General features: G+C 70.6%; 26 protein-coding genes and 2 pseudogenes. 16 read left to right on the plus strand and 12 right to left on the minus strand.

What is annotated here, in order from left to right; genetic code table 11:
- The first annotated feature begins 134 nt into the window (after positions 1–134).
- Positions 135–1,982 carry a glutamate--cysteine ligase gene (locus tag ABZ877_RS36845; RefSeq protein ID WP_361080527.1) on the plus strand — a complete coding sequence of 616 codons (1,848 nt, stop codon included), beginning with the start codon at positions 135–137 and terminating at the stop codon, positions 1,980–1,982.
- On the opposite strand, the gene ABZ877_RS36850 is transcribed toward ABZ877_RS36845, so the two are convergent.
- Positions 1,909–2,460: a hypothetical protein gene (locus ABZ877_RS36850; protein WP_361080460.1), complete on the minus strand. Its 552-nt coding sequence runs from the start codon at positions 2,458–2,460 to the stop codon at positions 1,909–1,911. The genes ABZ877_RS36845 and ABZ877_RS36850 overlap by 74 nt on opposite strands.
- Positions 2,461–2,703: 243 nt before the next feature.
- Between ABZ877_RS36850 and ABZ877_RS36855 the strand changes: the two genes are divergently transcribed.
- From ABZ877_RS36855 to ABZ877_RS36870, 4 genes are all read left to right on the plus strand, one after another.
- Positions 2,704–4,128: a hypothetical protein gene (locus tag ABZ877_RS36855; protein WP_361080462.1), complete on the plus strand. Its 1,425-nt coding sequence runs from the start codon at positions 2,704–2,706 to the stop codon at positions 4,126–4,128.
- Between the two features lie 193 nt (positions 4,129–4,321).
- Complete coding sequence (locus ABZ877_RS36860; protein WP_361080464.1) at positions 4,322–5,122, plus strand: glycosyltransferase; 801 nt, start codon at positions 4,322–4,324, stop codon at positions 5,120–5,122.
- Complete coding sequence (locus ABZ877_RS36865; protein ID WP_361080529.1) at positions 5,083–5,442, plus strand: glycosyltransferase family 4 protein; 360 nt, start codon at positions 5,083–5,085, stop codon at positions 5,440–5,442. The genes ABZ877_RS36860 and ABZ877_RS36865 overlap by 40 nt, the downstream gene beginning before the upstream one ends.
- A gap of 84 nt (positions 5,443–5,526) precedes the next feature.
- Entirely contained in the window at positions 5,527–6,273 is a 747-nt protein-coding gene (locus tag ABZ877_RS36870) for a hypothetical protein (protein ID WP_361080466.1), read from the plus strand.
- Between the two features lie 338 nt (positions 6,274–6,611).
- Here ABZ877_RS36870 and ABZ877_RS36875 read toward each other — a convergent pair whose 3' ends face one another.
- Positions 6,612–7,061 carry a hypothetical protein gene (locus ABZ877_RS36875; protein ID WP_361080467.1) on the minus strand — a complete coding sequence of 150 codons (450 nt, stop codon included), beginning with the start codon at positions 7,059–7,061 and terminating at the stop codon, positions 6,612–6,614.
- Positions 7,062–7,552: 491 nt separating this feature from the next.
- Positions 7,553–7,756 (minus strand): STAS domain-containing protein, encoded by a 204-nt coding sequence (locus tag ABZ877_RS36880; protein WP_361080469.1) that lies wholly within the window; start codon positions 7,754–7,756, stop codon positions 7,553–7,555.
- Here ABZ877_RS36880 and ABZ877_RS36885 point away from each other — a divergent pair.
- Positions 7,737–7,955 (plus strand): annotated as a pseudogene (locus ABZ877_RS36885) (hypothetical protein); the annotation flags it as partial. The gene ABZ877_RS36880 and the pseudogene ABZ877_RS36885 overlap by 20 nt on opposite strands.
- Positions 7,956–8,014: 59 nt before the next feature.
- On the opposite strand, the gene ABZ877_RS36890 reads toward ABZ877_RS36885, so the two are convergent.
- The gene (locus ABZ877_RS36890; RefSeq protein ID WP_361080471.1) at positions 8,015–9,175 is read right to left on the minus strand and encodes a transcriptional regulator; all 1,161 of its coding nucleotides are present in this window, start codon (positions 9,173–9,175) and stop codon (positions 8,015–8,017) included.
- A 395-nt stretch (positions 9,176–9,570) separates the two neighbouring features.
- Here ABZ877_RS36890 and ABZ877_RS36895 point away from each other — a divergent pair, with 395 nt between their 5' ends.
- From ABZ877_RS36895 to ABZ877_RS36905, 3 genes are read left to right on the plus strand one after another with little or no spacing between them, the layout of a single operon-like run.
- Entirely contained in the window at positions 9,571–9,705 is a 135-nt protein-coding gene (locus ABZ877_RS36895) for a hypothetical protein (protein WP_361080472.1), read from the plus strand.
- A complete protein-coding gene (locus tag ABZ877_RS36900) occupies positions 9,702–10,079 on the plus strand; it encodes a hypothetical protein (RefSeq protein WP_361080474.1) in 378 nt (125 codons plus the stop codon). Before ABZ877_RS36895 ends, ABZ877_RS36900 begins: the two co-directional genes overlap by 4 nt.
- Positions 10,076–10,306 (plus strand): hypothetical protein, encoded by a 231-nt coding sequence (locus ABZ877_RS36905; RefSeq protein WP_361080476.1) that lies wholly within the window; start codon positions 10,076–10,078, stop codon positions 10,304–10,306. The genes ABZ877_RS36900 and ABZ877_RS36905 overlap by 4 nt, the downstream gene beginning before the upstream one ends.
- 1,164 nt (positions 10,307–11,470) lie before the next feature.
- On the opposite strand, the gene ABZ877_RS36910 is transcribed toward ABZ877_RS36905, so the two are convergent.
- The 3 genes from ABZ877_RS36910 to ABZ877_RS36920 all read right to left on the minus strand — a co-directional run bounded on the left by ABZ877_RS36910 (position 11,471) and on the right by ABZ877_RS36920 (position 14,181).
- A complete protein-coding gene (locus ABZ877_RS36910) occupies positions 11,471–11,656 on the minus strand; it encodes a hypothetical protein (RefSeq protein ID WP_361080478.1) in 186 nt (61 codons plus the stop codon).
- An 18-nt stretch (positions 11,657–11,674) separates the two neighbouring features.
- The gene (locus ABZ877_RS36915; RefSeq protein WP_361080480.1) at positions 11,675–11,833 is read right to left on the minus strand and encodes a hypothetical protein; all 159 of its coding nucleotides are present in this window, start codon (positions 11,831–11,833) and stop codon (positions 11,675–11,677) included.
- 203 nt (positions 11,834–12,036) lie between these two features.
- Positions 12,037–14,181, minus strand: a complete 2,145-nt coding sequence (locus ABZ877_RS36920; RefSeq protein ID WP_361080482.1) for a DNRLRE domain-containing protein — start codon at positions 14,179–14,181, stop codon at positions 12,037–12,039.
- Between the two features lie 1,130 nt (positions 14,182–15,311).
- Between ABZ877_RS36920 and ABZ877_RS36925 the strand changes: the two genes are divergently transcribed.
- On the plus strand, positions 15,312–15,536 hold the full coding sequence (locus ABZ877_RS36925) for a hypothetical protein (RefSeq protein WP_361080484.1): 225 nt from the start codon (positions 15,312–15,314) through the stop codon (positions 15,534–15,536).
- A gap of 70 nt (positions 15,537–15,606) precedes the next feature.
- Positions 15,607–16,104 (plus strand): annotated as a pseudogene (locus ABZ877_RS36930) (AAA family ATPase); the annotation flags it as partial.
- A gap of 351 nt (positions 16,105–16,455) precedes the next feature.
- On the opposite strand, the gene ABZ877_RS36935 reads toward ABZ877_RS36930, so the two are convergent.
- The 3 genes from ABZ877_RS36935 to ABZ877_RS36945 all read right to left on the minus strand — a co-directional run bounded on the left by ABZ877_RS36935 (position 16,456) and on the right by ABZ877_RS36945 (position 18,837).
- Complete coding sequence (locus ABZ877_RS36935) at positions 16,456–16,818, minus strand: STAS domain-containing protein (RefSeq protein WP_361080486.1); 363 nt, start codon at positions 16,816–16,818, stop codon at positions 16,456–16,458.
- 1,151 nt (positions 16,819–17,969) lie between these two features.
- Entirely contained in the window at positions 17,970–18,398 is a 429-nt protein-coding gene (locus tag ABZ877_RS36940) for a hypothetical protein (protein ID WP_361080488.1), read from the minus strand.
- Positions 18,399–18,501: 103 nt separating this feature from the next.
- Positions 18,502–18,837, minus strand: coding sequence for a hypothetical protein (locus ABZ877_RS36945; RefSeq protein ID WP_361080490.1), 336 nt, complete (start codon positions 18,835–18,837; stop codon positions 18,502–18,504).
- A gap of 801 nt (positions 18,838–19,638) precedes the next feature.
- Between ABZ877_RS36945 and ABZ877_RS36950 the strand changes: the two genes are divergently transcribed.
- The 4 genes from ABZ877_RS36950 (at position 19,639) to ABZ877_RS36965 (ending at position 22,587) form a co-directional block, all read left to right on the plus strand.
- Entirely contained in the window at positions 19,639–19,785 is a 147-nt protein-coding gene (locus ABZ877_RS36950) for a lasso RiPP family leader peptide-containing protein (protein ID WP_361080492.1), read from the plus strand.
- 606 nt (positions 19,786–20,391) lie between these two features.
- Positions 20,392–21,939: an asparagine synthase-related protein gene (locus ABZ877_RS36955; RefSeq protein WP_361080494.1), complete on the plus strand. Its 1,548-nt coding sequence runs from the start codon at positions 20,392–20,394 to the stop codon at positions 21,937–21,939.
- Positions 21,920–22,180, plus strand: coding sequence for a lasso peptide biosynthesis PqqD family chaperone (locus ABZ877_RS36960; protein ID WP_361080497.1), 261 nt, complete (start codon positions 21,920–21,922; stop codon positions 22,178–22,180). Before ABZ877_RS36955 ends, ABZ877_RS36960 begins: the two co-directional genes overlap by 20 nt.
- Complete coding sequence (locus ABZ877_RS36965; RefSeq protein ID WP_361080499.1) at positions 22,177–22,587, plus strand: lasso peptide biosynthesis B2 protein; 411 nt, start codon at positions 22,177–22,179, stop codon at positions 22,585–22,587. Before ABZ877_RS36960 ends, ABZ877_RS36965 begins: the two co-directional genes overlap by 4 nt.
- A gap of 71 nt (positions 22,588–22,658) precedes the next feature.
- On the opposite strand, the gene ABZ877_RS36970 is transcribed toward ABZ877_RS36965, so the two are convergent.
- Positions 22,659–22,883 (minus strand): hypothetical protein, encoded by a 225-nt coding sequence (locus tag ABZ877_RS36970; RefSeq protein ID WP_361080501.1) that lies wholly within the window; start codon positions 22,881–22,883, stop codon positions 22,659–22,661.
- Positions 22,884–23,659: 776 nt separating this feature from the next.
- Positions 23,660–24,973 carry a hypothetical protein gene (locus ABZ877_RS36975; protein ID WP_361080503.1) on the minus strand — a complete coding sequence of 438 codons (1,314 nt, stop codon included), beginning with the start codon at positions 24,971–24,973 and terminating at the stop codon, positions 23,660–23,662.
- A gap of 383 nt (positions 24,974–25,356) precedes the next feature.
- Between ABZ877_RS36975 and ABZ877_RS36980 the strand changes: the two genes are divergently transcribed.
- Complete coding sequence (locus tag ABZ877_RS36980; RefSeq protein ID WP_361080505.1) at positions 25,357–26,577, plus strand: glutamate--cysteine ligase; 1,221 nt, start codon at positions 25,357–25,359, stop codon at positions 26,575–26,577.
- Positions 26,578–26,586: the final 9 nt, after the last annotated feature.

The raw sequence follows: 26,586 nt of genomic DNA on the forward strand, positions 1-26,586 counted from the left end.
TGAAAGATCGTGACCGCACACCGAATCCCGCTACTGTCTGAGACAGTTCCCTCACTATGAGCAGTGAACCTCACGGCAACGGCGAGTCCGCCCCCACAGACGCCCCCGCACCGGCCCGCACCCCGGGATGAGGCCTGGCCCCGGCCCCGCTCACCGTCGGGACGGAAGAAGAGTTCCTCCTGATCGAACCGGACAGCCGGGTCCTCAGCCCGCAAGATCCTCGGCTGGTGGGTGAGGCAGCCGGTGAGCTCGGTGACCGGGTGGGCACCGAGCTGACCTGTTACCAGGTCGAACTGCGCACCGACCCGCACACCTGCTGCAAGGAAGCCGGTGACCTGATCCGCTCCACCAGAACGTCCGCCGCCCGCGCCGCCGCCCGCCTCGGCCTGCGCCTCGCCTCCACCGGCACTCCCGTCCTCGGTCAGGCAGCCCCCGTCCCCATCACGCCCGGCGCCCGCTACGCACGAAGCGCCGCCCACTTCCGCGTCCTGGACGAGGAGCAGACCGCCTGCGCCTGCCACATCCACGTCGGCCTGCCCGACCCCCGCGACGCCGTCCACGTCAGCAACCACCTGCGTCCCTGGCTGCCGGTCCTGACCGCGTTGAGTGCCAACTCCCCCTTCCACACGGGCCGGGACACCGGATACGCCAGCTGGCGCACCCTGACCTGGGGGCGCTGGCCGGTGGCCGGCCCGCCCCGTTACTTCGAATCACCCGCCCACTTCGACGACCTCGTCGACACCCTCCTGGAAACACAGGTGCTCCTCGACCGCGGCGGCCTGTACTGGGACATCCGTCCCTCCCACCACCTGCCCACCATCGAGATCCGCGTCGCCGACGCCGCCCTGAGCCCGGACGACACCCTCCTGCTCGCCGCCGTCGTCCGGGCCCTGACCGCCACCGCCCTCACCGCCTGCCAGGCCGCAGAACCGACCCCGCGCCCGGCACCGGAACTCCTGCGGGCAGCCTGCTGGCGCGCGGCACGCGACGGACTGGCCGGCCACGGCATCGACCCGCTCACCGGCCACCTGGCACCACAGCGGGCACTCGTCGAGCGCCTGCTGCACACCATCACCCCGGCACTGCGCCGGCACGAAGACCTCGACCTGGTACGCGAGCAGTGGCAGCGCCTGCGCACCGAAGGAACCGGCGCCGACCGCCAGCGCGCTGCCTACCGCCCCCGCTCCAGCACGCACGACGTCGTCGACTACCGGTACGAAGCCCACTCGGCCCGGCGCGGCAGGAGCGGTGGCCCGCCCGGCCATGAGGGCTCAGTCCCCGCAGCGGGCCCGGCTGAAGACGGCCGCTCGGTTTCTTCGCCGGTGGACAACATGCTGCCGTGGAACGCCGTGAGACGGGCAAGCCCCTGCGCCGTCCAGGACCAACGCCGCGTGGATGCGGAGTTCGAGGAGCCTCCAGGTGACAGTCCTGACCCTGTCGCGGGCCTCCAACCGGCGGCGGAGCAGGACCAGTGCCGTAGTGGCAACTGCGTCTCATCGTCGTTCCCAGGTGCACAGGAACTCGGCCAGGCCGGCGAGGCGGCTGGTCCCGGACGAGCGGCGGCCGCGGTGGGCGTGGCGTGCGGGCGTCATCGACTCAACCGCCATCGCGCCAACACCGCCGGGGACAAGCCGGTACTCGCCCCCGTCGACGCCCATCACCAGGACCTTGCCGGGGAACTGCGGCCGACGGTTCTTCCCCCGGCCTCATACGACTTCCGCGCAAGGAACGGGGGCGGGCGCGGGCCCGGGGGTGAGTGGCGCCCGGGGTTCTCGAGGCGGTTGGGGCCAGGACACCCGGCGGCGGGGCGGGTGTCCTGGCCGGTTCCGGGGCGGTGGCTTCACGGGGGCCGCCCCGGGACGCCGCGCCGGGCACCGGCGTGTGGCCGGTGTCCGGCGCCCGGCTGGTTCAGCAGGTGGTGCAGTCGGCGTTGCAGGCCGGGTCCTTGGGCGGCTTCGGGGGGACGACCTGGACGGGGTTGAGGTCGCAGGGCTGGTCGCCGGCGTTCTGGGTGGGGCGGAAGCAGCCGCCGTTGGCGCCGGGGTTCTTGCCCATCGGGGCCAGGTACAGGTCCGGGCGCAGGATGGGGACGAGGAGTTGGCTCCACTGGTCGAAGACCTCGACGGTCCACATCTGCGCGCGGGCTTCCTTGGTGGTCTCGTCCGCGGCGTGCGGCTTGAGGAACTGGATGCCGTCCAGCGGGTTGTCCTTGTTGATGCCCATCGCCAGCTTGGACTGCTGGTTGATGATCTGGTACAGCGCGTTGCCGGCCTTATCGACCTGGATGACCTGGAACTGCCACAGGGCGGCGTTGTCGGGCTTGTCGGGGTCGAAGACGTCGCCGACGAGCTGGAGGTCGCCGCCCTGCTTGAAGTGGCTGCCGGAGTGCCGGTGGACGATCAGGACCGGGTTCTGCGCGCACGCCGAGCGGACGATGCTGTTGATCGGGTTGTAGTACATCGGGGATCTCCCTTGGCGTCGCGTGATGGCGGCCGCCTGCTGCGGCCTGCCGTGCGGTGAAGATCCCCGGGTGGCGGCGGGGCTGACGGGCGGCGGTGCAGGTGAGGACAGCCTGTCCAACAACACACGTGGGTGCGGTAGTTGCGGGCCAGGGGTGCGCATAGCCGAGAAGGGACGGCGGTCTGTCTCGGGATTTCCCTTCCGTAGCCGCCGTCCGCGCACTGCACAGACAGGAAGACGACGATGCGTTCTCATCTCTCCCGCACCCGCACCCGCACCCGCACTCGCGGCCGGGGCCGGGGCCGTATCCGCACGGCGGCCGCGGCGCTGGCGGTGGCCGCGCTCACCACCGGCGGCCTGGCCGCGCTGCCGGCGGTGGCCGCCGACAACTCCAACCCGCCCGCGGCGGCCGACTGCTCCAAGACGGACCAGCAGGTCTGCACGCGGCTGTCCACGCTGGACGCTTCCGACCAGTGGGGCGCGGCCATCGCCGTCGGCGGCGCCGACAAGGGCGGCCGCGTCTACGCCGCCTCCTACGACTCGATCAGCGGCAGCAAGGACACCCGGCTGTTCGAGGTCAATGCGGACGAGAACCGGGAGCTGAAGGGTCTGAGCAAGGAGGACATGAGCGTGGCGATGGTGGATGAAGCCACCAACACCCTCTACGCGGGCACCACTGACGGGATCGTCTACTCCGCCGACCTGAACAGCAGCGACCTCACCTACCAGAAGGCCTACGCGGGAGACAGCCAGTACGGCGTCCGCGCTCTGGCCCTGGACGGCAGCAAGCACCTGTATGTGGCGCAGGACGACGACGTGTACAAGCAGACGCTGGGCGCCACGTCGCCGCCGGAAAAGGTGGCCACGGTGGGTGACACCACCAGCGGGATCGCCCTGGACGACGCCGGGCAGTACCTGTACGTCGGCACCGACGTGGGCCGGCTGTACCGGCAGAGGATGGAGAAGGGCTACGCCCCCAAGAAGATCGCCGACAACCTCGGGGACATGTCGGGGATGCAGAAGGACGGCGCGGGCAATCTGATCTATGCCACCGACGGCGGCGAGCTGTTCCGCTTCACCCCGCCCGCCGGTGGCGCGCAGGCCTCCCCGGCCGTCAAGCTCGCCACCGGACTCGGCGATGTCGACTACGACATCGCGCTGGACAGCCAGGGCACCGCCTACACCATCAACACGGCCAAGCAGGTCTACAAGGTCACGGGTGCCGGGAAGTCGTCCGGGACCCCGGCTCCGAAGCCGCCGTCTGGCAAGGTGCAGGTGGAGCCGGGCGGGAAGGTAACGCTCACGCGGGGCGGAAAGCCCGGCTATCCGGGCGTGTACCTGTCCGCCGGCAAGGATGGCGCGTCGGGCAAGCACACCGTCACGGTGTCGCTGCCGCAGGACAAGGGCCTTGAGTTCGTCGGCGAGCCTACCTACGGGCTGATGGTGATGGGCAAGGACGGCACTCACAGCGCGGAGGGCAGCCTGTCCCGGGACGGTCAGACGCTCACCTTCACCGACGTGGACCTGGGCCTGAGCGGTGAGGGTGCCAAGGTCACCGCCTTGGTCCTGGTGAAGGCCACCGAAGGGGCCCAGACGGGAGACACCAGTCTGGACTTCCGGGTGGACGAGCAGAGCGGACGCTCCTCGACCATCCACGTCACCGACTGAAAGCCGCCCGCCCGCTCCCAGGCGGCCTCCCGCCGCGCCCCTGGCATGGCGGGAGGCCGCCACACCCCCACCCGCCCGCGGGGCACCCCCCTTCCGCCTGCGGGGACGCCCGAAGGCGGCCCTTGTCCTGCCGTCGCACTGGACGCGTCCGGCGCTGCCGCCGTCCCGCCCGCTCACCTAGGAAGTGCCCCTCATGTTCCACTCGCGTTCTTCCCCGCCCTCACCGTCTCCGCCGTCCCTGCCGGGGCCGCCGTCGAGGCTGCGTCGGCCGGCCGCCCGGCAGCGCAGCCTGCACCTGGTCGGGCGGGTGTTCGGCTATCCGCCCGCGCACAACGCGGGTTCGGAGTGGATGCTGCACTCCATGCTCCGCCCGCTCATCGAGCGCGGCCACCAAGTGAGCATCTACCTCTCCCACCCGGGGAAGATCAAGAAGGCGTACGACTTCGAGGGCGTCCGCGTGATCCCGTTCCAGCAGAGCGCCGCCTTCGCCGCCGCCGCCCAGCAGACGGACGTACTGCTGTCCCACTACGAGAATGTGCCGGTCGTCGCCGGCCTGGCCCGCGCCCGGGCGACCCCGACCGTGGTGCTCTGCCACGACAATTTCGCCACCACGTTCCACAACGCGGCCGGCGCCGACCTGGTGGTCTACAACAGCCAGTGGATCCGCCGCGAGGCGGAGGTCCACTACGCCCGCTACCCGGACAACCTGATGCCCGGCCGCGCCATCGTGGTGCGCCCGCCGGTCACCGCCGCCGACTACGCCACCCGCCCCCGGCAACAGCGCGACCCTGGTCAACCTCAATCCGGACAAGGGTGCGGAAATGTTCTGGCAGGTGGCCGCCTGGTCCCCCAAGTGGCACTTCCTGGGCGTGCGCGGCGCCTACGGCCAGCAGCTCAAGCCCCCCCACCGACCTGCCCAACTGCGAGGTCATCGACGGCGTGCCCGGCCACCAGATGCGCGAGACGGTCTACGCCCGTACCCGGGTGGTGCTGATGCCGAGCATCTACGAGTCCTGGGGCCGGGTCGCGATCGAGGCCTGTGCCTCCGGCATCCCGGTGATCGCCCACCCCACCCCGGGTCTGGTCGAGGCACTCGGCGAGGCCGGGATTTTCGCCTACCGCGATGACCTGAACGCTTGGACCGATGCCCTCAACCACCTGAGTCGGCCCCGCCATTGGCGGGCGGCGTCCCGTCGGGCCGCCGCCCGCTCTGCCGCCCTGAGCGCCACCGACGACCTCGATGGATGGTGCGACGCCGTCGAAGCGCTCGGCCGTGCCGGCCCCCGCGGCGCCCGGCCCCGGCACCGCACCTGAACCTCCTGCCACCACGGGCCGTCCGGCCGGGGGCCATGCAGCCCCGCACGCACGACGGCCCCTGACAGCCAGATCGGAAAACCCATGGACGACACCGCACCCGACTCGACGACGCCCGCTCGCCCCACCGGCCCCGGCGCGGCCAGAGTCCTTATCGCCGTGGTCTGGCGGCCGGCCCGGGGCCGTGCCTACGCCCACCGCGTCACGAGCGCGCACTGGAAGAACCTGCTGCCCGACGCCGACCTCATCGACATCGACACCGACGACAAGCCGTTCAACATCGCGGCCTGCCGTAACGCCGGCGTCCGGCACGCGCAGAAGGTCGGCGCCGACGTCGTCATCCTGTCCGACGCCGACGCCCTCACCGAAGCAGAACCCGTCGCCGCCGCCATCGCTGAGGCTGCGACCAGCGGCCGGGTGCACCTGCCCTACAGCGAACTGCGCGCGTTGGGGCCCCGGGGCAGCAAGCAGTTCCTCGCCGGGGTGCCGTTGCCCGCCTGCGACGCCGTCACCGTCGACGGGGCTGTCGGCACCGTCTACGTCACCGCGCCCGCCACCTGGCTCTCCCTCGGCGGCCAGGACACCCGCTTTCGCGGCTGGGGTTTTGAGGACCCCTCCTTCCACCTTGCCCACCACACCCTCAAAGGCGCCCCCCTCGCCCGGCACCCCGGCCGCGTCTACACCCTCCACCACCCCCCGGCGAAGAAGAAGGGCCCGCACTACGACGCCAACCTCGCCCTGTGCGGCCGCTACCACCAGGCCGCGGGCAACCCGACCGCGATGCGGGCACTCTTGGCCGAACGGCAGGCGGCCGGCCAGTTCCGACCCTGACCAAGGGCGATGCCGCACGGCAAGCACCTTCTGCACCTGACGTGCACCGCCATCCTGCCGCGTTGCCGCGCTGCGCGGGAGCAGTGCATACGCAGCATGCAGTCACGTCGCCGGTCGGTGCGCCGTCGCGCCGCGTCCGCCGTCGCCCCAGGCAGAGCTGAGCAGACGCGGCCCAGGGCGTCCAGGTCGTTCGTACATTGGCGCGCTCCACCTGGACGCCCTGGACCACGCCCGCTCCACGGTGTGTGGGTCGACGGCGGACGGGATGGGAGCGGGGGTGAGTGGTGGGTTGAGGGTGATGGGTGCCGACCGTCATTCGTACGGACGGTGAAGGATTGTTATTCCATGCGGATCACGCGCCACGCACCGTCCTGCCGGTCCACCAGGAATCTGGAGTAGCCGAAGGGATTGGCGCCCAGGCGTACGGTGTGCTGCGTTCCCCGCTTCTCCGCTCTGGTGTCGTCGTCGGTCAGCTTCATGACCGCCACGGCTTCGCGGTCCGCAGCGGTCAGTGAGTCGGCCAGATCTCGTACGGCGGAGGGGCAGCCATCCTTTCCCTGCTGGGTGGTCAGGGCAGTGGCAGCAGGTTTTGTCAGGAGGTCACAGGCCTCTGCTCCGTCTCCTCGGCCGAGCGCATGCAGCAGCGTGTTGGCGGCATTGGTGGCTGCGTCTTCATCCGCCTGGGCTTCCCGGCCAGACGGTATGACGAACACAGTGAAGGTGATGCCGAACACGACGACCAGGACACCAAGGGTGATGAACGTTGCAGCGTGATCGCGGTTGCTCATGGCGCGGAGCCTATGAGGTAGTACAGGCCGTGAGCGCTGTCTTGGCTATGTCAAGGGAGCCATGCGCCGCTGACCTCAGTTCCTGACACCAACAGAGACGGACAGCGGCGGTCGACGCCGAATGCCGTTGGACGATCGGTCAAGGCACACCGCAGGTTGCCCGACGTCGCAGCCTCCCCATGATCGACCTGAGAGGTACAGACCCCAACTCTCACTGAGTGACTGCGCTCCGTGCCAGTGAACTTGGACTGACCACCCCGAAGCGAAGTTGGACGGGTTCACGGGGTACGCGTGCATCCGGTACCCGGCTGACTGCCACAGACAGCCGCTACGGACGGATCGGGGAAGACATGTCGCACGTGCAGTTCTTGGCCAAAGGAGCGGGGCAGGGCTCTCCGCCCCTCTGGGTCATCGCCATCGCCTTGATCGCCATCGTCGCAGGGGCGTTCTTGATGGCGAGGGCGCGTAGGAGATAGAGCCCCGGTGGAGTGTCACGCGCCCCAGATCCCTCTGTCACGGTGAGGTAGGTGGCCGCCGGCCGCCACGGCGTGGCGGCGATGGCGGGTGAAGAGGTTGATGCCGGTGGAGTCGAGGAAAGTCACGTGTCCGAAGTCGAGTTCGCAGCGCCGCTGCGTCAGCGGGGCCAGGACCGCCCGGAGCCGGAGCGCGGTGGCGATGTCGAACTCGCCGCCCACGCGCAGCAGGAGGTGTCACCGGCTGAGTAATGAGACGGCGGTTCCCGGGACCAACCCATCCTCCCTGCCCAGCGGCGACGGATGCGTGGAATGCCTGCAGGGCGAGGGCGCGGGCTGGTGGTTCCACCTGCGCCGCTGCGCCCGGTGCGGGCACAGCGGCTGCTGTGACTCCTCGCCCGGCCAGCACGCCACCGCACACGGGGTGTCGGCCTGTGCGCCGGTCAGCCAACCGAAGGGCTGCTCCCGAGAGCGCTCTGCTCAGACGACGTGCAGCAGGTGTCCGTGGTCGGTGAGGACCGAGCGGACCTCGGGCACCGATGCGTACGGCGCCAGGCGTTGCAGGACCACTCGGGTCCGGTCCGTGGTGCGCTGTGAGGACAGGTCGCCGGAGAGTGCGATGACGCGGCGTGCTTCGTCTGCGGCTTGTTCGGGTTCGCCCGCGTCGGCGAGGGCGACGGCGAGCCAGGAGCGGTACAGCGCCAACTCGCGGGCGTGCGTGCCGTCGTAGCGGGCGAGGACGTCGGTCAGCAGCGGCACCGCGCGCAGCGGCCGGCGCAGCTCGGTGAACACGCGGGCGTCCATCACGTCGAGTTCTTCACGGCAGACCCAGTACGCCCACGGCGGGGCCTGTTCGCCGCCGCTCTGGCTGTCGAGCGCCTCGTGCGCCTGTCCGAGCGCTTTCATTGCGGCCTGGGCCCCCTCGGGGGTGCCCGCGCGCGTGTGGGCCCAGGCCACTCGGTCCGCGAACAGCGCCCGCACGGCCGGCGCCGCGTGCCCGGCCTCCCGCAGCGCGGCCTCGGCCAGGTCCATGCCCTCGCGGGGCCGCCCGTTGTTGGACCACTGGTAGGCCAGCGACCCCGCGAGATTCCCCGCCAGGGGCGCATCACCCGCCTGCCGGGCGGCGTCCAGCCCGACGCGGTAGGCGCGCTCCGCGTCCTCGAGGCGACCGGCGTCGGAGGCGATCCAGCCGGTGATCTGGCTCAACTCGCCGATCTGCACCAGGAGCCCGCGTCCGGTGTCCTCGGTGAACGTGGACTCCCGGTACAGGGCGAGCGCTGACCCCAGCTCCCGGAACGCGGGGTCGATCAGGTCGCCGCCGGACAGGACATCATCGGCGATCCGCAGCGCATGGACCCGCCCGGCGAGCGCGCCGACGTCCGCGGCTCCGATCCGGCGCCCTCGCATATCCGGCGATGACCGCAGCAGGTCCCCTTCCGGCAGCAGCACCGCCGAGACCGCAGGGCCAGGCAGGCGGGCCCACTCCTCGCCGCGGGCGTACGCGGCAGCCTGCTCCATCTCCCGCAGCGGCACGGCCAACAGCTGCGCGAGCCAGGGCAGCCAGACCTCGGGAACGCGGCGGCCGCGCTCCCAGCGCGACACCTCCGTGCGGGTGACGGCTGCGTCCCCGAGACCGCGCACAGCAGCGCCGCCAGCTGGCGCTGCGACGTGCCCGTGACGCGGCGCAGGCCCGCGAGATACACACCGACATGCCGCCGCCGCTCGCCTCTGTCTCACCGGGGCCCCCTATCCGCGTCCAGTCTGGCCCCCTGCTGGCCCCCCGCGCGGCTCCTCTCGCAACCAGTCACCCGCGCTTGCATGAAGCCATCCCATGAAAGGCCCCGGCGACCGCGCGAACGGACCCGGGGTACGGTCACCAACCACCGGAGGTTGACGACATGTTCCACGCTAACGGCCCGCGTTGGCGGTGCACACTGCGCCTGCTGACACTCGCCACCCGACGCCACCGACCGCCGGATACGCACCCCACACCTCCCACCGCCGCGCCCGCCGCTGCTACCCCGCCGCCCGCCTCCGTGAGCGGCGAGGAGAGCGGCCACGTGCGCCCGTACGCCGTCGCGCATGAGCGCCGGATGGCGTTGCGGGCGGCCAGCCGCCGCACGCTGCACGTCGTGCCCCGGGGTCTCACCCTGGCGGTGAGGGCCTCGTGAGCTACGACCGGTCGAACGCCGCGCCGATGGTCGCTCGAGGGCTGCGGATACTGCCGTGGGAAAGCGACATGGGGCACGCGTGCTATCTGGCTGCCGACCCCGAACAGCTCGGCTACAGCCGCAGCGTCGTGAGCCGGTTGGCCGACCGCATCGAGGACGGACAGCTCACCGACGGCGCGCACGTCCTTCAAGGCGCCCGCGCCGTCCTGGACGACCCCAAGGCCGGAAAGGAGGCACTACGGCGCTCCCTGGCCCTCGTGACCCGAGCCCTGGGTGACGTGCTGCGCGTGGCCGACAGCCGCGGCGCCCGCCTGACACCGCCGGCCATCGAGGACGCGGAGACGGGCGCGGACCAGGAGGAGGACGACGGGTGACCCGCCGCAGGTTCGCGTTCGCACCATGGCGACTGCGCGAGTCACCGACGCCGAACCGCTTCAGGGCGACGTGCCTGACCTGCCTGGAGCCCAGCCCCGACGTCACGTCAGGGGGCGTGGCTCAGCAGTGGTGCCTGGAACACGCGGGCCGGACCTGGCACACCGCGTACGAGGTAGCGATGGTCGGCCAGTTCGAAGCCAGTCTGACCGACGCATCCGGACAGTAGAGTTGATCAGGACCGTAGGCCCGTGTCTCCCCCGTCGCGGGCCTACGGTCCACCTAGGTACAGCAGCCATTGAGATCAACAAAAAGCCTTTCCGGCTGCAGGGGCGCGGGCCGTGGGGAGGTGGTGTCTTGCCGAACGCGGTGGCCGCCCTCGCTCCATGGAGGTCGCTCTTCATCCCGGGACCGGCGAACTGGAACCGGCGGCCGACGCCGGCGTGTAGTGACCTGGCCGCCGCGTCCGCGTTGAACCGGTGCCTTGGCAGGCGCCGGGTGCCGTGCGCCCACCGTGGTTGGGCCCGGCGTACGGCACCCAGCCCCCGTATCCCATACCGGTCGACGACCGAAGCCAGGGTTACACCAGGGGTCAACAGCACTACCCCCACCCCAAGCGCCTCCCGCCCGAAACCGCAGCTCAGGCCCTAAGCCAAGGCGTACCAGTGGCGTCGACAACCCCTCACACACACGCACCGACCGTCAGGCTGGACAGACAGAAGAAGAACAAGAAGGAAGGCAGGACAGGGCAGGACGGCGGCGCGCGCGTGCTCGGGGTTCGATGTGGCCGCGGTCGCTGTTCTGGTGGCGCGTCGGCCGGGGCCTCCGCGCTCGCGGCCCGGCAAGCGGGCCGGTGAAGGGAGTAAGCCGGGCATCGAGTGGGCTCCACTCGGCATCCAATGGCGATGCACGACATCGGGTGGGCTCCACTGAGTGGCCTCCGCTCTGGCGCGCCGGATGACGATGGACGCCACCGAGGCGGCGTACCGCATCGTGCGGCGATGCTCGGCACTCGCGTGTGGCGATGCGCTGCACCCGATGCTCCGCACCGCCCGTCGCTTCGCCGAGGACTGCTACGACGTCCCCGGCTGGGGTGACGCGCGCGGTCCGGGGTGCGGGCGCAGTGCCCAGGGCAGGATCTTCACGGTGCGCACGGTGTTGGGCTCGGCCGCCTCATTGGCAACGCGTCCAACAACATGGTCGGCTCCTGCCACCCGTTCGTGGCCGCGCCGGGCCGTCTTGTTCCCCGCCTGCCGAACACTTCCGGGTCCTCCTCGCCCTGGCTTCCCATTCGGGCACAGTGGCTGAGTGGCGGCGCGGTGCGCGGGCGTGGGAACGGGCCGGGCCGGACAGAGACTCCTGTCCGGCCCGGTCGGCGCGTGCAGGCGGCCGTTTAGCGGTCGTGCTGCCTGGCGCGCTTTTTACGGTGTGCGAATGCCGCCCATATGCGGTCGGCGGCCGTGCCGGTGGCCAGCGCCGCCAGAGCCGCGACCCACCAGGGAAGGCCCAGTGCCACACAGATCGCGACAGCGATGGCAAGTGCGATGAGGTTGACCCACCAGGGGGTGCGTACGGTCACACGGTTCTCCATGCGGCATTACCGGCAATTCTTCTTGTTGACCTTGGTCAGCCCCTTGCCGCCGGGCCAGATCCTCACCTGGTAGCAGCCGACCGCGGAGAGCTTCTTCTTGTTGATCTTCTTGAGGACGCTGACGAGGTTCTTCCAGGCATTGAGTCCCGCGGCTCCGCACACCATCTTCCCGAGACTGGCCAGCTTGGCGGGGAGTTTGCCAACCGTGCAGCCGTAGAGCCACCCTGCCCAGCCGGCGGTCGCACCGGCCATGGCGTAGGCCTTCCACTCGGCGCCGGTGGCGTTGAAGTAGATGCCCCAGCCGAAGGTGAGCTTCGGATCGACGACGACCGGGAACTTCGTCGTACTGGAGAAGTCTACGACCTGGATCAGTCGGTCACCTTCGATCCGGTAGGACGTCGGGACCTCGTTGCCCTGGGCGTCCTTGGCCCGCGAGCGTCGATGAGCCCGTGTGTGACGGGGGCGTCGTCGGTACCCGAGGAGATGAGGGTCATGCCTCCGTCGAACGATGACAGCTTCGCCCCTGCGGGCAGCTTCATCGAAGAGGTGTACTCGTGGGGGGCGGTGGCGTTCTTGATGACCTGGAAGGTGCGCGCCCCGCCGTCCGGGGTGGGCTGGGCGACGGTGTCGACCGGGCCGCTCGGGTTGGCGTAGATGACGTTGCCGTTCAGCGCTGCGCCTCGGGGCTGGCCGAGGGGAAGGCCCATCGCCATCGAACCGCGGTCGGCCGACTGCACGCTGATCGCGTTGTGGGTCTCCCACGGCACCCCGACGACGTTCTTGCCGTCGTCTGCGATCGCCGCGTAGTTGCCGTCGTTGCTGGTGGCAGGGACGATGTCGTCCGCGTCCACGGCGCTGTTGACCGCAGAGAGGGCTTGCAGCTCGGGTGTCATCTTCAGGGCCGTGTTCACGCTGAAGGTGACCGGCTCGGACCAGCCGTTGCTCCAGTGGGTCCCGTCGTCGGTGGTGGTGCGGAAGGTGTAGGTCTTCCCGTTGACCAGTTTGCCTGCAGGGACCGTGACCTTGGACGTCTCACCGGTGGGTACCGGATCGGCGGTCAGCGTCGTGACGACGTCACCGGTGGACTGGTCTGTGATCTGGTAGGTGCCGCGGACGAGGTCGTCCTCGTTGAAGTCCTCCGGGGTGAAGCGCAGCACCGGAGTCTTGGTATTCACCTGGTAGACGCCGCCCACGGTGTAGAACGGGGCACCCGCCTGCAGGTTTCGTCCCGCGCGGGGCCGGTAGTTGTAGTCCACGGTGAGTGTGGGGACCTGATCCTCGGTCGACTCCGAGGAGTAGAAGCGCTTCCAGGCGTAGGTGTCAGCCTCGTCTGCTGCCTTCAGGGCGATACTGCCGGTCTCTGCCTTCGCGCTGGACCAGGTCTTGGCCAGGGAGGAGATGTCCGCGCTGACCCAGCCGGCGTTCTTGCACGCGGTGCTGCGGGTCTCCGACGAGGTCGCGATCTTCTGCAGCAGGGAGGGCTGCTTCGTCCAACGGGTGCTGGCGTCGGCAGGGTTGGCGGCCCACACCTCCCAAGGGCGGCTGTCGCAGGACCAGGAGTGGTAGTTGTAGAGCGACAGCTTCGCGCTGCTGACAAGCGCGTCCGCGAAGATGGAAGTGTCCCACGTCATGTACGAGTGGGCGATGCGCTTTTGCTTCTGGGCGGTGTCCGCCCAGTCGCCGGGCCAGCCGAGCTTGAGATCTGTCGAGGCGGACTGGTCGCTGGTGTCGCCCTGCTGGACGAAGGTGTCAAAGAGGGTGTCGAGACTGTCGGTGGCGGGATCCACGGTGACCGGGTAGGCCGTGTCCGGGTCGTCGAGGAAGTCCTGCCCGGGGGTCAGCGACAGCTCCACGACGTCGCCGTCCTGGTGCACCGTCATGGGGACCTGCTGGGAGTGCGTGTGCTCGCCCGAACGGGGATCCACCGCGGCGTCCCACATCACGGGTGCCGGCATGGTGGCTACCTCGTCACCGGTCTTCTCATCGGTGAACAGGACCGACCCGTCGTTCTGCTGGCGTGCATCCACCCCGGGCACTCGCAGCGGGATCACCCAAGGGGCGCCGGCCCCCGCGGGACGCTCTTTGAGGGAGAGGAACGATTCGAACCCCGTCCGCGTGGGCTCCACGATGAGATCAGCCCCGGGGACCACTTCCCGATAGGTGGCCTTGTCCGCTCGTACCTGGGGAGCGGGCAGGCCGCCCTTCCACTGCATCGCCACGTGCTGGCGTCCCATGCCCAGGGTTACAAGGTCACGATTGGCCGAGTCCGGGGCCGTCGCTGCCGCCTGTGCCGAGCCGAGCGTCTTGCCGCCGCCTGCAGACATGCGCAGATCGTTCGGATGCGCTTTCGCCGCCACTTCTCCGCCGGCGTCGCGGATCAGGCTAGTGTCGATGTCGGTCCACACGCCGTCGCGGATCATCCGAATGGGACCGGAGCTGAGCTCTGTGCTCAACGACCCATCGGGCAGCGCCCAGGTGGTGGAGGTCTCCGTGCGGCGGTCGAGGACCTCCACACGCCTTCCACCGGCAGCCGCAGCAGCGAGTGCCGAGTCAGCGGTGACTGCCTCAGTGACGACAGAGGGGTGGGGAGGCGACACCGTGGCCGCTATGGGGTCTACCGGCTGTCGGGGCTCCGCTGTCGCCGGTACAGCCGGGCCCAGCAACGCAAGAGAGACGACGCCGGATATCCCGCCTGCGGCGAGCGCGGACCACTGCGTGCGACGCCGAAGCATCCGCGCAGGGCGAGGGGTGTTCATGATCTAGGTGTGACCTTCTCGTGCAAAGTGTAAGGAAGGCGATCTCTTTTTTTGCCGGGTGATCTATCTCACGAGGTCATAATTTGGCGTTCCTGGCTGCCGCTCCGGGCTCGATCCTGGCGGCGGATGCCTCGGTCACGCGGCACTCGACTGGCTGGTCCATCAACGTCTCAGCCGCACCACCACATCGCGCAGGTGGGCGGCGGCGACGGACACGACGTCGGCGCTGGGCCCCAGCCAAGGAGCGGGCGAAGCCGCCCGCAGCGCCCTACGTTCCGCGGGGCCGTCCTGAGGGCCGGGCGCACGCCGGTGCACCGTCTCGACACCCACTCCCCGCGCAGCCATGGGTCGTATCGAGGCGAGGCCGCGTGGCGTGGCCGATCTGCGGCTGCTGAAACCGTTAGCGTCCCGAGCGTGACACAGACGAGAGGACACCGGCGCTGCTTTTGCGGGTGCGGCGAGCACGCAGAGACGGGCAGATGGTTCACGGCCGGCCACGATGTCACTGCGGCCGCAGCCTTGCGCGCTGTGGAGGAACTGCGCCTGCCGCACCAACTCATGTCACTGGGGTTCGGCCCCGAGCGGTCGGTGGTGCAGCTGGCCGCCGAGCTGACGAACGGGGCGCCCTGCCCCGCGTGCGCATACGCCCATACGCCGGCCCCCCACACCTGCACCGCCGGTCACCCCGCCACACCTGGACCCGAGCCGGAGCAAGCGCAGGATTCGGCGTCACCAGCCCCGCTACAGCGTCGCTGGCCGAGTCCGGGGCCGCCCAGGGCCGATGGCTGCCGCAGGCGGAGGACCCAACATGGGAAACGGTGCCCCTGCACCTGCGCCAACGGCTGCGGGGACCCGCACACCAGTTCCTCTCACCACCCCAGGGGCCGTTGGACCAGCGGGACAACCGACAACTGCTGCGCGCGGTCCGGGCGGCCAGCCGGATGCGGATGACCGGCGCGCACTGGATCCTGCTGCTGACCACTGACCGTGCGTCTTTCGGCAGCCGGCGCAGCCAGCGTGCGCAGGCGCTGTACGCGGTGCTGGAGCAGGTAGCGGCTCAGCACGCGGTGCACTCCGCGGCGAGCGCGCCCGCCATGAACACCAGGAGCTGAATCCTGGTCCCGTCTCTCTGGTGGGCCTGGGGCGGATAGATCCCCTCTACGGCGTCTGGCGTCGGCGTCGATGCGAACGGTGGAGCCGGCCAGGTGGACCGGCCGAACTCACGAGGTGGTGGCGGCCGCCGTTCCGGCCCTCACTGGCACCCTGCCCGGCGTGGTCAAGGAGGCTGGCACACCCTGCAAGAATCCGTACAGGTCAGTCATCCGCCCCTGTGACACCGAAGCCCTCGCCGTGGCCCGGCACAACCTGCTGCTCCTCGCCGAGCACTGGGGCACCCCACCGCCCAGGACCCTGGCCAGCGTGCCCGCCGGGAACCCGGCGCTCACCGCGGCCGCCGTGGCGGAGCAGAACCGCCTCCTGGAGGCGTACCTGAGCGAGGGGACGACCCTCTACCTCGACTCCATGAACGTTGAGCCCCACGTCCGCGCCGAACTCATCGCACGCGCCCGCCGTCACCACCGGCCCGTCGTCGCCCTGCGCTTCTTGCCGCCCCTGGACACCTGCCTCGCCCGCAACCAGGAGCGGCCGGCCAACCGCCAGGTACTCGCGGGCGTCCTCGCCTGGCAACACGCCGTGGGTCGGCACCCTGTCAGATATTCCGGGACAATGTCGCCGAATCGACAGTCGAGTCGGTGCGGGCCTCTGCATAAGCGACGAAGCACCCGCGGCAACGGACACCCCGCGCGTAACCGTCTCTTGGCGGTCGGGCGCGGCGGTCTGCAGGAGGAAGAACGGGCCTTCGACGCCATGGAGCAGGCCATGGTCCGGCTCCGCACCCCTGACACGGGCGAGCGCACCAACCCCGGCCTGGTGCTGATAAGGCCCGCGTACCGCATTCGGGCCGCTTCCCACGCTGCGTACGCACCCTCTCCGCGCTCCCGTAACCCCAGCGCATGGTGTGCCAGGGGCGCTTCACAGGGCAGGGCGGTCGCCGGGTGGCGGCGGGCCGGGCTCGCCGGTCAGCAGGTCGGTGACGTGGGTGATGTCCAGGATGCGGCGTACGGCGGGGCTGGCGGCGACCAGGCGCAGATGGCCACCGGCCTGAGTGGTGTGGCGGTGGTGGAGGGTGAGGAGGTTGACGCCGCTGGAGTCGATGAACGTCAGGTGCTGCAGGTCGAGTTCGCAGCGGCGGCCGGCCAGCGGGGCCAGGACGCTCTGCAGGCGGGGCGCGGTGCCGATGTCGAGTTCACCGCCCACCCGCACCAGGACACTGGCACCGGCGTCGACGACCTGCACCTGAAGGCCGGGCGGGCCGGTCGGGGATGGTGTGCCCACGTCTGCGTTGCTCCTCTGGTGAAGCGGCCACGGGCGGTGGCGGTCGGGGCGCCGGGCGGAGCAGGGCCCGGCACCCCCGCCCGGCTTCGCGCGCAGGAAGTGAAGCGCCCGACCTCACCGGCACGGCGCGCGTGCTGTGCTGCGGGGTGGTCATGTTCTACCGCCTCCCGCATGGCCGGCGAAGGGGTGCTACCCGCGCTTGACGATGTGTTGACCTGTACCGTCCGCGCCGCGGGTACGGGAAGAGCTCGGGACGCAGTGTGTTGCAGTCGCAGGGGTGCGGACCCGGCGGACGGGTCGAGGCGTCCGCCGTGCCGGGCCCGCAGGCGAGCAGTTTCCCCGGGGGAGGGGCAACGCGCGCTCGGCCGGTCCAACGCCCGGCTGCGAAGCGGGTCACGGCAGACCCCGGCTCCTCACCGGCCCTTCCCGGGTTGTCCTCTTCCCCTCCCCACCCGCGCGCGGGTCCGTAGCCGCCCGCCGGACAACCCGCCTCGCGGTGCGCCGCCCGACGGCCCGTGGGGGAACGAACACCACCGGACGGCCTGAAGGATCTGCCCAACCACCACTCGCCCCACGCGCCATGACGCCTGCACCACCCCCTTGTCGCCCCTGCGCTGCGGGCATCCCATGAACTCCGCGTTGACGCCCGACACTTCCCTGACACTCACCGCTCACGCGGGTTGCACCGTCGATGCGACGCGGTGAAGAGCAAGTGAGACCGCCCGCGGCGCCCGTACGTGCGACGGGACCGCCTCGTTTACTACGGCATGACTCATGGACACACCGCACCCGGGACGGCCGCATGGCCGTCCAGTCCCCAGCGGCATGCCCCCGTCCTGCGGCGGTCGGGACTGTGCGCCTGTCACCTGGACGGCCGGTCGTCACCGGTGCGGCCAGGCCGGTGGCGGCCGGTGCTGTTCGGCGCCGTAGGCGTCCTGACCCTGGCCGCCATTTGCGCGGTCGGCCGCTGACGAGCGCGACGGTTCGCTTCCTGGTGCGGGCGCGCGGCGCGGCAGCCCGGCCGCTGTGAGGTGCCTGGCACAGCCATGTGCCGGGCGGCGGGACCGGGACGGTCGGCAGTCAGGCGCGATGACTCCGTGGCAGGGCACCTGGGCGGAAGTCCCGGTGGCGCCCGAGGGGTACGTGCAAGGTCAGCCGGTCATGGTGATGCGCACGGCGACATGCTTGACCGCGGCATCCAACTGGCCGCTGAGAAGCGTGCCGTTGACTTTGCCGAGGACCAGGGCCTGCGGGGTCCGGGCGAGGCAGACGACCGTGGCCCGGTGGGCGTGGCCGTCGGCGAGGGCGAGGATTCGCTCGGGATCCTGCGGGCCGGACCCCGTGTGCCTGATCCCTACCTCGAACCGGGTGCCGGCCAGCATCAGAGTCTCTCCCGCACCCTGCAACGCCGCGCGCGCCCGCAGGCCGTCCAGCACCTTTCCGGCGGCCTCGGCTTCCTCCCGGGTGATCTGCCAGACGCCATCCCCGAACAGCCGTCTGTCCGCAAGGCGGTACAGGGCGGCGCCGGTCACCTCGTGCGTCATCTGTCCCAGCCACCGCCGCCACGCCGTGTCCTCCACCTTCCCCGCTCCTTCCCGCGCTGCGCCGAACACCGTCTGCGGCGATCCTCGCGCGCAGACCGATCCCCGAAAACCGCCTGGAGGCCTCTCACCCGACCCAATTTCACCTGTCGCTTGGGTCGGTGACGGGTCCCGCGTAGCCGGACAGGGCGCGAGCGGTGGCTTCGGCGTTGCCGGCCGCCAGGAGTGCGTCGAAGTGAGCGCGCTGGGTTGCTGCCTCAGCCGCCTGTCTGCCCGCCACTTGGGCCTCGTGCCGCTCCTGCATCGCTGCGCGGGCCTCCTCGTACGCCGCCTGGGTGACCCATTGGGCGCCGTCAGGCAGGGGCGGCGGCTCGGTACCGCCCTGGAGCGTGAACCGGAAGAGCGCGCCATCTTCGTGCAGGATGTAGCGGGTCTCCGTCTGCGGCGGGGACGTGTGCTCGGGCCTGGCTCCTGGCATGCGACTGCTCCTCACCGGATGACCAGCATTGCACGCGAGACGAGGCCGAGCAGGTGGCTGTACGCGCCGTCGCTGCCCCGGCCTGCGGTGCGTCGAGGGTGCCAAGTGCCCTTCCTCTGCGGATGATCACGCTGTTGTCCGGGACGGTCTCGGTGCCCTGGCGGTGCCCACCTGCGGTCTGGCCGGTGCCGGTGTCTCGCATGTAGAACGTTTCGCCGTTGCCGTGGCCGGTGGATGCTTCCCCCGGCCGGAAGGACGCTCCCGACACCGACTTCGCACTCCATGCACAACTGCGCCGGACGACCCGGACCGGTTGCCGGCGCATACGCCGATGACCTGCGTTACGGCCGCCAGGAAAGCGATGTCAGCTACCGCAGTGCTCGGCCGACACCTGGGGATGGCCTATACCCCCGCGGGAGAGGGGGTACCGCTCCTCCCTGCCGACGTACAGCGTCCCGTGCCAACGTGCGCACCGTGACGGGCCGTTCGCCCCATGCAGGCGGGCCGGCCAGACTTCACTTCCGAGCTCAACAAGCCCGCCAGATGTGATGGCGGCGGCTTCCACACGCCGTTCTTCCTCCTCGTCCCCTAGTGTGTCCGAACGCCTCTTCGGGTGAGCTGATCTTCTGTCGCGCCGGGGGCGAGGGCGCCCAGGGTGCGTTCCTGTTGGTGCTGTGCCTCACGCGCCGTTACCTCACACGGGTGGACTGGCGTGAGTATCTCTGGTCAGGTTCCGCGCAGTCTGCCTTACTGCAGCGGGGAGACGGACATTCCGTTTCCCATCCGATGGAGGTGAGTGCCGTGGGTGAAGCGCTGGCGAACATTGAGACCGAGGACGTCTACGAGCCGCCGCTGCTGGTCGAGGCGGGCGAGTTCGCCGAAGCCACGCAGGGCTCCTCGTACACGGGGTGTGCCGAAGGTTTGTACAACAGGTACTACTGGTGCTGACCGGTTTTCATGGGTGTCGGCCCCCGACCATCGGGGTCCGCACCGACACCCATCGCTGATGAGCCCGAGATCGGCCCGTCGCCTTGGCCTTTCGGCCGGGGCGGCGGGGGCGTCGCCGTTGTGTCCGCCCGCCTCGACATCCGAACCGGTACGCCAAGCGAAGCCGAGTCCCGACACACTCCCAGCACACGGGACGAGGCCTTGGCTTCGACTGCCACTACACCACAGAGCACGGCCGATCCCCCCGGGCGGAGCGGCAGGCATGAGGAGCTGAGTATGGCGAGTGGTACCTCGCGGAGCTGGTTCATCGTGGTCCCGGATCAGAGACTGCCACCCGGCCTGCTGAGCCGGTTGAGCCGGCGAGTCGGCAGAGTGGTGCGCTACCCGTCGGGGCGGCCGTGGCTGCTGGGGGACTGGGATCCGGAGCGGATGGTGGTGGCGTCGGCGGGCGAGCAGTCGCTGGCCTTGGTGGGCAGGTCCTCGGTGACCACCCCAGACCTGCAGGCTCGTCTGAAGGGCGTGAGTACGGTCGCGGACGTGGAGGGTGCACTGCGTGGCGTGCATGGCAGTTTCCATGTGATCGCGTCCCTGAAAGGGGGTGGCTATGTGCGCGGGAGTGCCTCCGGGGCCCGTCGAGTCCACCGGGCCGTGGTCGATGGTGTGACGGTGTGCGCGGACCGGGCGCGCACTCTGGCCTGGCTCACCGACGCCGGGCCGGACATCGCCCAACTCGCCGGCCGCCTCGCCTCCTCCCTGCCGCACCCGCTGGCAGGCGCGGCGATGTGGGGCGGAGTGGACACCGTCTCACCAGGACACGCACTGCACCTGGAACCCGGGGGAAGCTGCCGTACCGTCGCGTGGTGGCAGGCACCGGAGGCCGGACTGTCCCTGGCCGAGGCGGCGCTCGCGTTGCGTAAGGCGTTGAGTGACGCGGTCGCCCTGCGGGTGCGCCCCGGGCAAGTGCTCGCGGCGGACCTGTCCGGCGGCATGGACTCCACCTCCCTGTGCTTCCTGGCCGCCGAGGCCGGCGCATCGCTGGTCACCGCGACCCTGCGCTGGGAAGCACTGGGCAACGAGGATGAGCACTACGCCCGGTATGCGGTGGACCGCCTGCCCGACGTAGAGTCCCTGCTCTTCCCGTCCGCCGAACTCCCGCCTTGCTTCGCGGGCTTGAAGCGCCGCCAGGAGCCCGCGGAGGAGCCTTCCCCCGCTCTGCGGGACCGGGAGATCCAGCAGCACATCACCCGCGCGTTGCGTGCCCGGGGAGCCGAGCTGCGCCTCACGGGGCACGGAGGCGACCACGTCGTCGTGCCCCCCGCCTCCTACATCCATGCCCTGGTGCGCCGCAATCCGGTACTGGCGCTGCGGCATACGGCCGGGTTCAGAGCGCAACGGCGCTGGCCGCTGGGCGCCACCGCCCGCGTGCTGCTGAGGGGCGGCTCCTATGCGGACTGGCTGAACAGGGCAGGGGGCAGCAGGCTCCGCGAGGCCGCAGTTCCCCTTCCAGCATGCGAGACGTGGGGGCCACGGCCGGTGCTTCCGGAGTGGGCGAGCACACAGGCCGCCGACCAGTTCGCCGCACTGTTGCGCTCCGCCGCCGAGCAGACGATCCCGTTGGCCGCCGACTGCTCCCGGCACGCCTGGATCCACCAGATGCGCGAAGCCGGAAGAATCGCCGGGCTCGTCCACGACGACACCACGGCCGACGGACTGCCGGCGGACAGCCCTTTCTGCGACGACACGGTGCTGGACGCCTGCCTGTCCGTACGCGCGCACCAGGCCGGTCACCCCTGGTCCTACAAACCTCTGTTGGCCGCCGCGATGGAGGGCTTGGTGCCCGAACACCTCCTGTTGCGTACCACCAAGGACCACTGTGACATCGAGTGGTACCGCGGCATTGCAGAGCACCGGCGTCAACTCGCCGCATGGGCCGAGACGTCGCACCTGGTCGCCGCAGGCGTCGCGGAAGAGAACGGGCTACGACGCGCTTTGCTCAGCCCCGGCCTTCAGACCGGCGGCGGTGCCGCGTTGGAGAACACCCTGGGCGTCGAGGCGTGGCTGCGCGACGTGGCCGCCCACCCCGTACCCGCCTATCTCACCCACACCCCACGCCATCCGCACCAGGAGCCCCTCATTGACTCAGCTGCGCACTGACGTCGTCTGCTGCCCCACACAGGACGGGATGGTCCTGCTCGACGAACGAGACGGCCGCTACTGGCAGCTCAACGGCACCGGCGCGGCCGTCGTCCAGGCTCTGCTGGGCGGCGCGGCCGCAGGCCAGGTCGCCGACCGGCTCGCCGCCACCCGGCCCGTCAACCGAGAACGGGCGGCGGCCGATGTCGCGGCCCTCCTTGAGGGGCTCACCCGCGCCGGACTGGTGGTGAGCACGCCATGAGACAGGTCCTCGACACCGAGGGCACCCGGCCACCGCTCGGGCGCCGGCTCGCCGCGCGCGCCGCCGTGGCCGCGGCCCGGCTGCTCGCGCGGCTGCCGCCCCGCCGTATCCGGGCCGTGCTGCGAGTGGCGCGCCGCGGGGCCCCGCCCGCCGACTACGCTCGCGCGTTGCGGGCCCGCCAGGACGTGACCGCGGTCAGCACGCTGTGCTCGGGGCGGTACTGCCTCCAGCGTTCCCTGGCCACGGCGCTGTTGTGCCGTCTCGGCGGTGCCTGGCCCACCTGGTGCACCGGCGTACGCACCTCACCGTTCGCCGCACACGCCTGGGTCGAGGCGGAGGGCCGTCCCGTCGGGGAACCCGAGGACACCGCCACCTACCGCACCCTCCTTACCGTCCCCTCGCGCTGATCCTTGACGAACGGCCACCCCCACCCGTGTGGCCCGCGACCTCAGGAAGTCCCCGGCTGGGGCCCAGGATGTCACCGACGTCTCGGGTGAGGGGCGATCGCGGCGGCAATGGTGGAGCGGTCGATATCGAGCATCAGTCCCAGCACCGCCTGCCCCAGGTCGTGGCGCAGACGATATCGAGGACCCACCACGGGGCATTGCGGGCGCGGGACCTGGCCGAAGGAGCAGCCGAAGGGTGCGTTCGGGAGAAGGTCGGTCCATGCTTCGGGCGGCAGCTCGATCTCAGGCGTGGTCATGTGCGCGACGCCGAAGGGTCCTTGCCCGTAGCCGGTGCGCGGCTCGCTCGCGGGGCGACTAGCGCCCGTCGCTGGGCACAAGGAAGACCCTGGCTGGACGGGAGACCCAACCAGGGACGTACGGGTGTGTGTGGGCGGAGCGCGGTCGTCTCGCGGCGAGGGGCCCCCGGGGCTCCAGGCGACGCTCGTCCCTGGGGCTACAGGTGCGCTCGGGCACTGGTTTCTTCTGGAGGTGGCCCCTTTCCGTCGCCACGCCCCGGCGTTGTCCGCAGACGGCCGCGGTAAACGACCCGCGGACGGTGAAATCCGTACCGCTCGGTGGCGGTGGTAGGGGGCGCTGACGTATGGGCCCGTCCCCGCCTTGGAAGCCAGGCGGTGTATTTGCACGTCAGCCACCCTCTCACCTCCACTCGGGGAAGACGCCCTGTGGCCGGGTCTGCGGCCTCGCCCTGCTGGTTCAGCGCGGAGATGAAGCTGGTGGTGTGCGGCGAGCTGGCCGGGCCAGGGGCCGGTCACGCGGGCCCGATTCTGCGAGTGCACGTTGCGCTGCCATCGGTTGTACAGCCCCGCACGGCAAGCGGACCCGGCGCCACGGCCTCGGCCCTGTCGGCGTCGGGGCGTAAGAGAAGTTCGGTGAGGATCGAGGCGACGGGAATGGTGAGAGGTGCGTGGGAGAAGGGGTCGTTCATACGGATGTTCTACGTGCCACGGGGCGCGCGACCCTGCGCAGCTCGCAGGCGCCGCGCGTCATTCCCTCTGATGGAGTGTTGCTTCCATCACGGCAGAGCGGCGGTTTGTCGGCGCAGCGCCGACACGTGCGCGTGGTTGCGATAGGGGTGCGATTGCTGGTGCAGGGATTTCAGGAGCCGTTGCAGGCGTGGGGAGGCGACGTCGGCCTCTTCCGTCAGGGCTGCGCGCCAGCTGCCGCAGGCTGCCTCGGCGTGCCCGATGCGTAGTTGAGCGACGGCCAGCGCGCAGCTGGTGAGGGCCCGGGTGCGGTGGTGCTCGCGGGGGCGGTGTTCCAGGGAGGCGGTCAGCGCCGCGATGCCGTCCTGCCGGTGACCGAGCAGGAGCAGGACCTCTCCGCGCTGGTACTCGAAGGCGGCCTGGCTGTAGTCGGTGTAGGGGTCCGTACCCGTGTCGCTGCCGTGCAGGAGCTCTTGGGCGGTGTCCAGCAGGTGCAAGGCGCGGGTCCGGCCGGACGCGGCCAGCACTGCTGCCCGGCCGGTGAGCAGGAAGGCCCGGGTTGCGGGGGTGAGGCGGCTCTCGTCTGCCCGTGCGGCCTCCGCCAGGTGCTCCGCGTCCGGGACGAAGCCGACGCTGCGTGCCTGGTTGGACATGCTGCGCAGGACGATGGCCCGCAGGTCGGCGTCCTGCGCCTCGTCGGCCAGCGAAAGAGCGGCCCGGTGGTAGCGCTGGGCGAGACCGAGGTGTCCGGCGTCGAAGGTCGCCGTGGCGAGCAGGTGGACGAGGCGGCCGAGTGTGTGCTGTACCGCGCGGCGGGAGCGCTGCGGTGCCCGGGAGGTGAGATAGGAGACGCCTTCGGTGGTGGCGAAAGCACGCAGGGCGGTACGGGCCGGCCCGCTGCCGTGACGTTCGAATAGGCAGCCGAAGTGGGTGAGGTAGAAGTCGAGTGCCGCCAGGTCGGCGCTGCGCAATTCGCGCGGACCCGTCTGTAAGCGCCCTGCGGGCGGCTTGTGCTGCGCCGCCGACAGTTGTGGGCAGCAGGACCACGGTAGTCGCAACAACGCCGCCCGCTTCTCTCCGTCTTCCTCTGCCGCTCCCAGCGTGTACAGCAGTTCATCTGCCGCGCGCACCGTGGTGGCGTTGGCCGGTGCCTCGCGCAGCAGCCCCGTCTGTGCGGGCAGGACCAGCCGGTGCAGACGCCCGGACAGGTGTTGGGCGACAAGGTCGGGGACGGGCGGGCGCGGGAGGGAACCCGTCAGCCAGTGGGCCACGGACGTGCGGTCGTAGCGGTAATGGCTGCCTTGCAGTGCGCCCAGCCGGTTCACCGCGCGCGCCAGCTCGCCGTTGGAAAGCCCTGCCTCTTTCAGGAGGCGGGCCAGTGCGTGATTGCGGGTCTTGGGCATGCCGGCTCCGGTGCTGTGCTTCGTCGGCCGATTTGCTTCCGTATACAGCGCACCTAGAGTGAAGGTTAGGCCAATGAAAGCTGATGAATGCGTATATCAATCTGTTAGTGCCCGAGCATGGCCCGGGCCAAGCCCGCAACGGGAAAGACAGCCAGGGCCTGGCCATGTCGTCGCGAGAAAACTCAGTCGCCCATGGCAGCTTCCGTGGCTTGGTCCCCCCACCGTTCAACGCGTTCACGCCCTCCATTCGCCCCGACCGAGTGAGCAGGGACGAGCGGGACAGTCGGAGTGCGACGTGGCACGGGCAACGCCACGCCTACGACTGAACGCGACGCTCGACAGCTCCGGATCGGCGGGCGCTGTCGCAGAGGAAGGACACCCGCGTGCTCAGAGAACCCGAACGTGGCCTGACCGTCGGTGTCGAGGAGGAGTTTCTGCTGGTCGACCTGGAAACCCGTCGGCCGACAGCCCGCAGCGAACCGGTCGTCGCCGCAGGCAGAAGACGGTTCGGCACCGCCCACGTGCAGAGCGAGCTGTCCCAGGCCATGGTCGAGACAGCCGGCTCGCCGTGCTCGGACGGGCGCGAACTGGCACAAGAGATCCGGCGATTACGCACCGGTGCCGCGCACGAGGCCGCCCGGCAGAATTGCCTGCTCATCGCCACGGGCACCGCCCCCCTTGGCGCGGCCGGACCGGCCACCCACGGGGAGGTCGACGGCCCACCTCCGCTCCTCGACACCCCGCGCTACCGGCACATCGCCGCCCGCTACGGCCCGCTGCTACGCGACCAGGCGGTCTGCGCCTGCCACGTACACGTCGGCGTCCCGGATCCGGCGGAGGCGGTTCAGGTGGTCAACCACCTGCGCCCCTGGCTGCCACTGCTGCTCGCGCTGAGCGCCAACTCCCCCTACTGGCACGGTACGGACACCGGCTACTCGAGCTGGCGAACGGCGCTGTGGAGCCGGTGGCCGGCCGCGGGACCGCCGCCCTACCTGGAATCCGTCGCGCACTACGAGGACACCGTCGCGGCCCTGGTGGCCAGCAAGGCGATCCTCGACCCGGGCATGCTGTACTGGCAGGTCAGGCCGTCACGGACGGTACCGACCGTCGAGGTCCGCATCGCCGATGTGCTGCCCACCGCCGAGGAGGCCACGGCCTACGCCCTCGTCGTGCGCGGGCTTGTCCGCTGTGCCCTTGAGCGGGTCCGTCGAGGCGAGCGCGCGCCCCGGGTGGCGCAGCACCTGCTGACCGCGGCCACCTGGCAGGCGGCCCGTGAAGGCGCGCACGGTACCCTCCTCGATCTGTCGGTGGTCGCGCCCGCGGTCACTTCGGTGCGCCGCCAGACGGAGTGTCTGCGGCGGCTGATCGGCCCCCATCTGACCACGGCCGACGACCGCACGGTGGTCGCCGCCTGGCTGGACCGGCTGCACCGGGAAGGCAGCGGCGCCGAACGGCAACGCGCGACGCATCGTAGGGCGGGAAGCCTGGAGTCCGTCGTCGACCTCTTGGCCGTACCCGTCGATCACACCAGCACCGGAGCGGCGCATACGACCGACCGTCCGTCTCTGTGCCCGTACTCGTCGCTCGCCCGCCGAACCCGATGAAGGAAGACA

It is taken from the genome of Streptomyces sp. NPDC046939, assembly GCF_040644575.1.
In the GTDB taxonomy this organism is placed as follows: Bacteria; Actinomycetota; Actinomycetes; order Streptomycetales; family Streptomycetaceae; genus Streptomyces.

Bases quoted from the DNA above. Each gene is read 5' to 3' on its own strand.
- ABZ877_RS36850 (WP_361080460.1), bottom strand. From the start codon at position 2,460: ATGTACTACAACCCGATCAACAGCATCGTCCGCTCGGCGTGCGCGCAG.
- ABZ877_RS36975 (WP_361080503.1), bottom strand. From the start codon at position 24,973: ATGCCCAAGACCCGCAATCACGCACTGGCCCGCCTCCTGAAAGAGGCA.
- ABZ877_RS36855 (WP_361080462.1), top strand. From the start codon at position 2,704: ATGCGTTCTCATCTCTCCCGCACCCGCACCCGCACCCGCACTCGCGGC.
- ABZ877_RS36865 (WP_361080529.1), top strand. From the start codon at position 5,083: ATGCGCGAGACGGTCTACGCCCGTACCCGGGTGGTGCTGATGCCGAGC.
- ABZ877_RS36870 (WP_361080466.1), top strand. From the start codon at position 5,527: ATGGACGACACCGCACCCGACTCGACGACGCCCGCTCGCCCCACCGGC.
- ABZ877_RS36915 (WP_361080480.1), bottom strand. From the start codon at position 11,833: ATGGTGTGCGGAGCCGCGGGACTCAATGCCTGGAAGAACCTCGTCAGC.
- ABZ877_RS36970 (WP_361080501.1), bottom strand. From the start codon at position 22,883: ATGACCACGCCTGAGATCGAGCTGCCGCCCGAAGCATGGACCGACCTT.
- ABZ877_RS36875 (WP_361080467.1), bottom strand. From the start codon at position 7,061: ATGAGCAACCGCGATCACGCTGCAACGTTCATCACCCTTGGTGTCCTG.
- ABZ877_RS36860 (WP_361080464.1), top strand. From the start codon at position 4,322: ATGTTCCACTCGCGTTCTTCCCCGCCCTCACCGTCTCCGCCGTCCCTG.
- ABZ877_RS36965 (WP_361080499.1), top strand. From the start codon at position 22,177: ATGAGACAGGTCCTCGACACCGAGGGCACCCGGCCACCGCTCGGGCGC.
- ABZ877_RS36945 (WP_361080490.1), bottom strand. From the start codon at position 18,837: ATGCCAGGAGCCAGGCCCGAGCACACGTCCCCGCCGCAGACGGAGACC.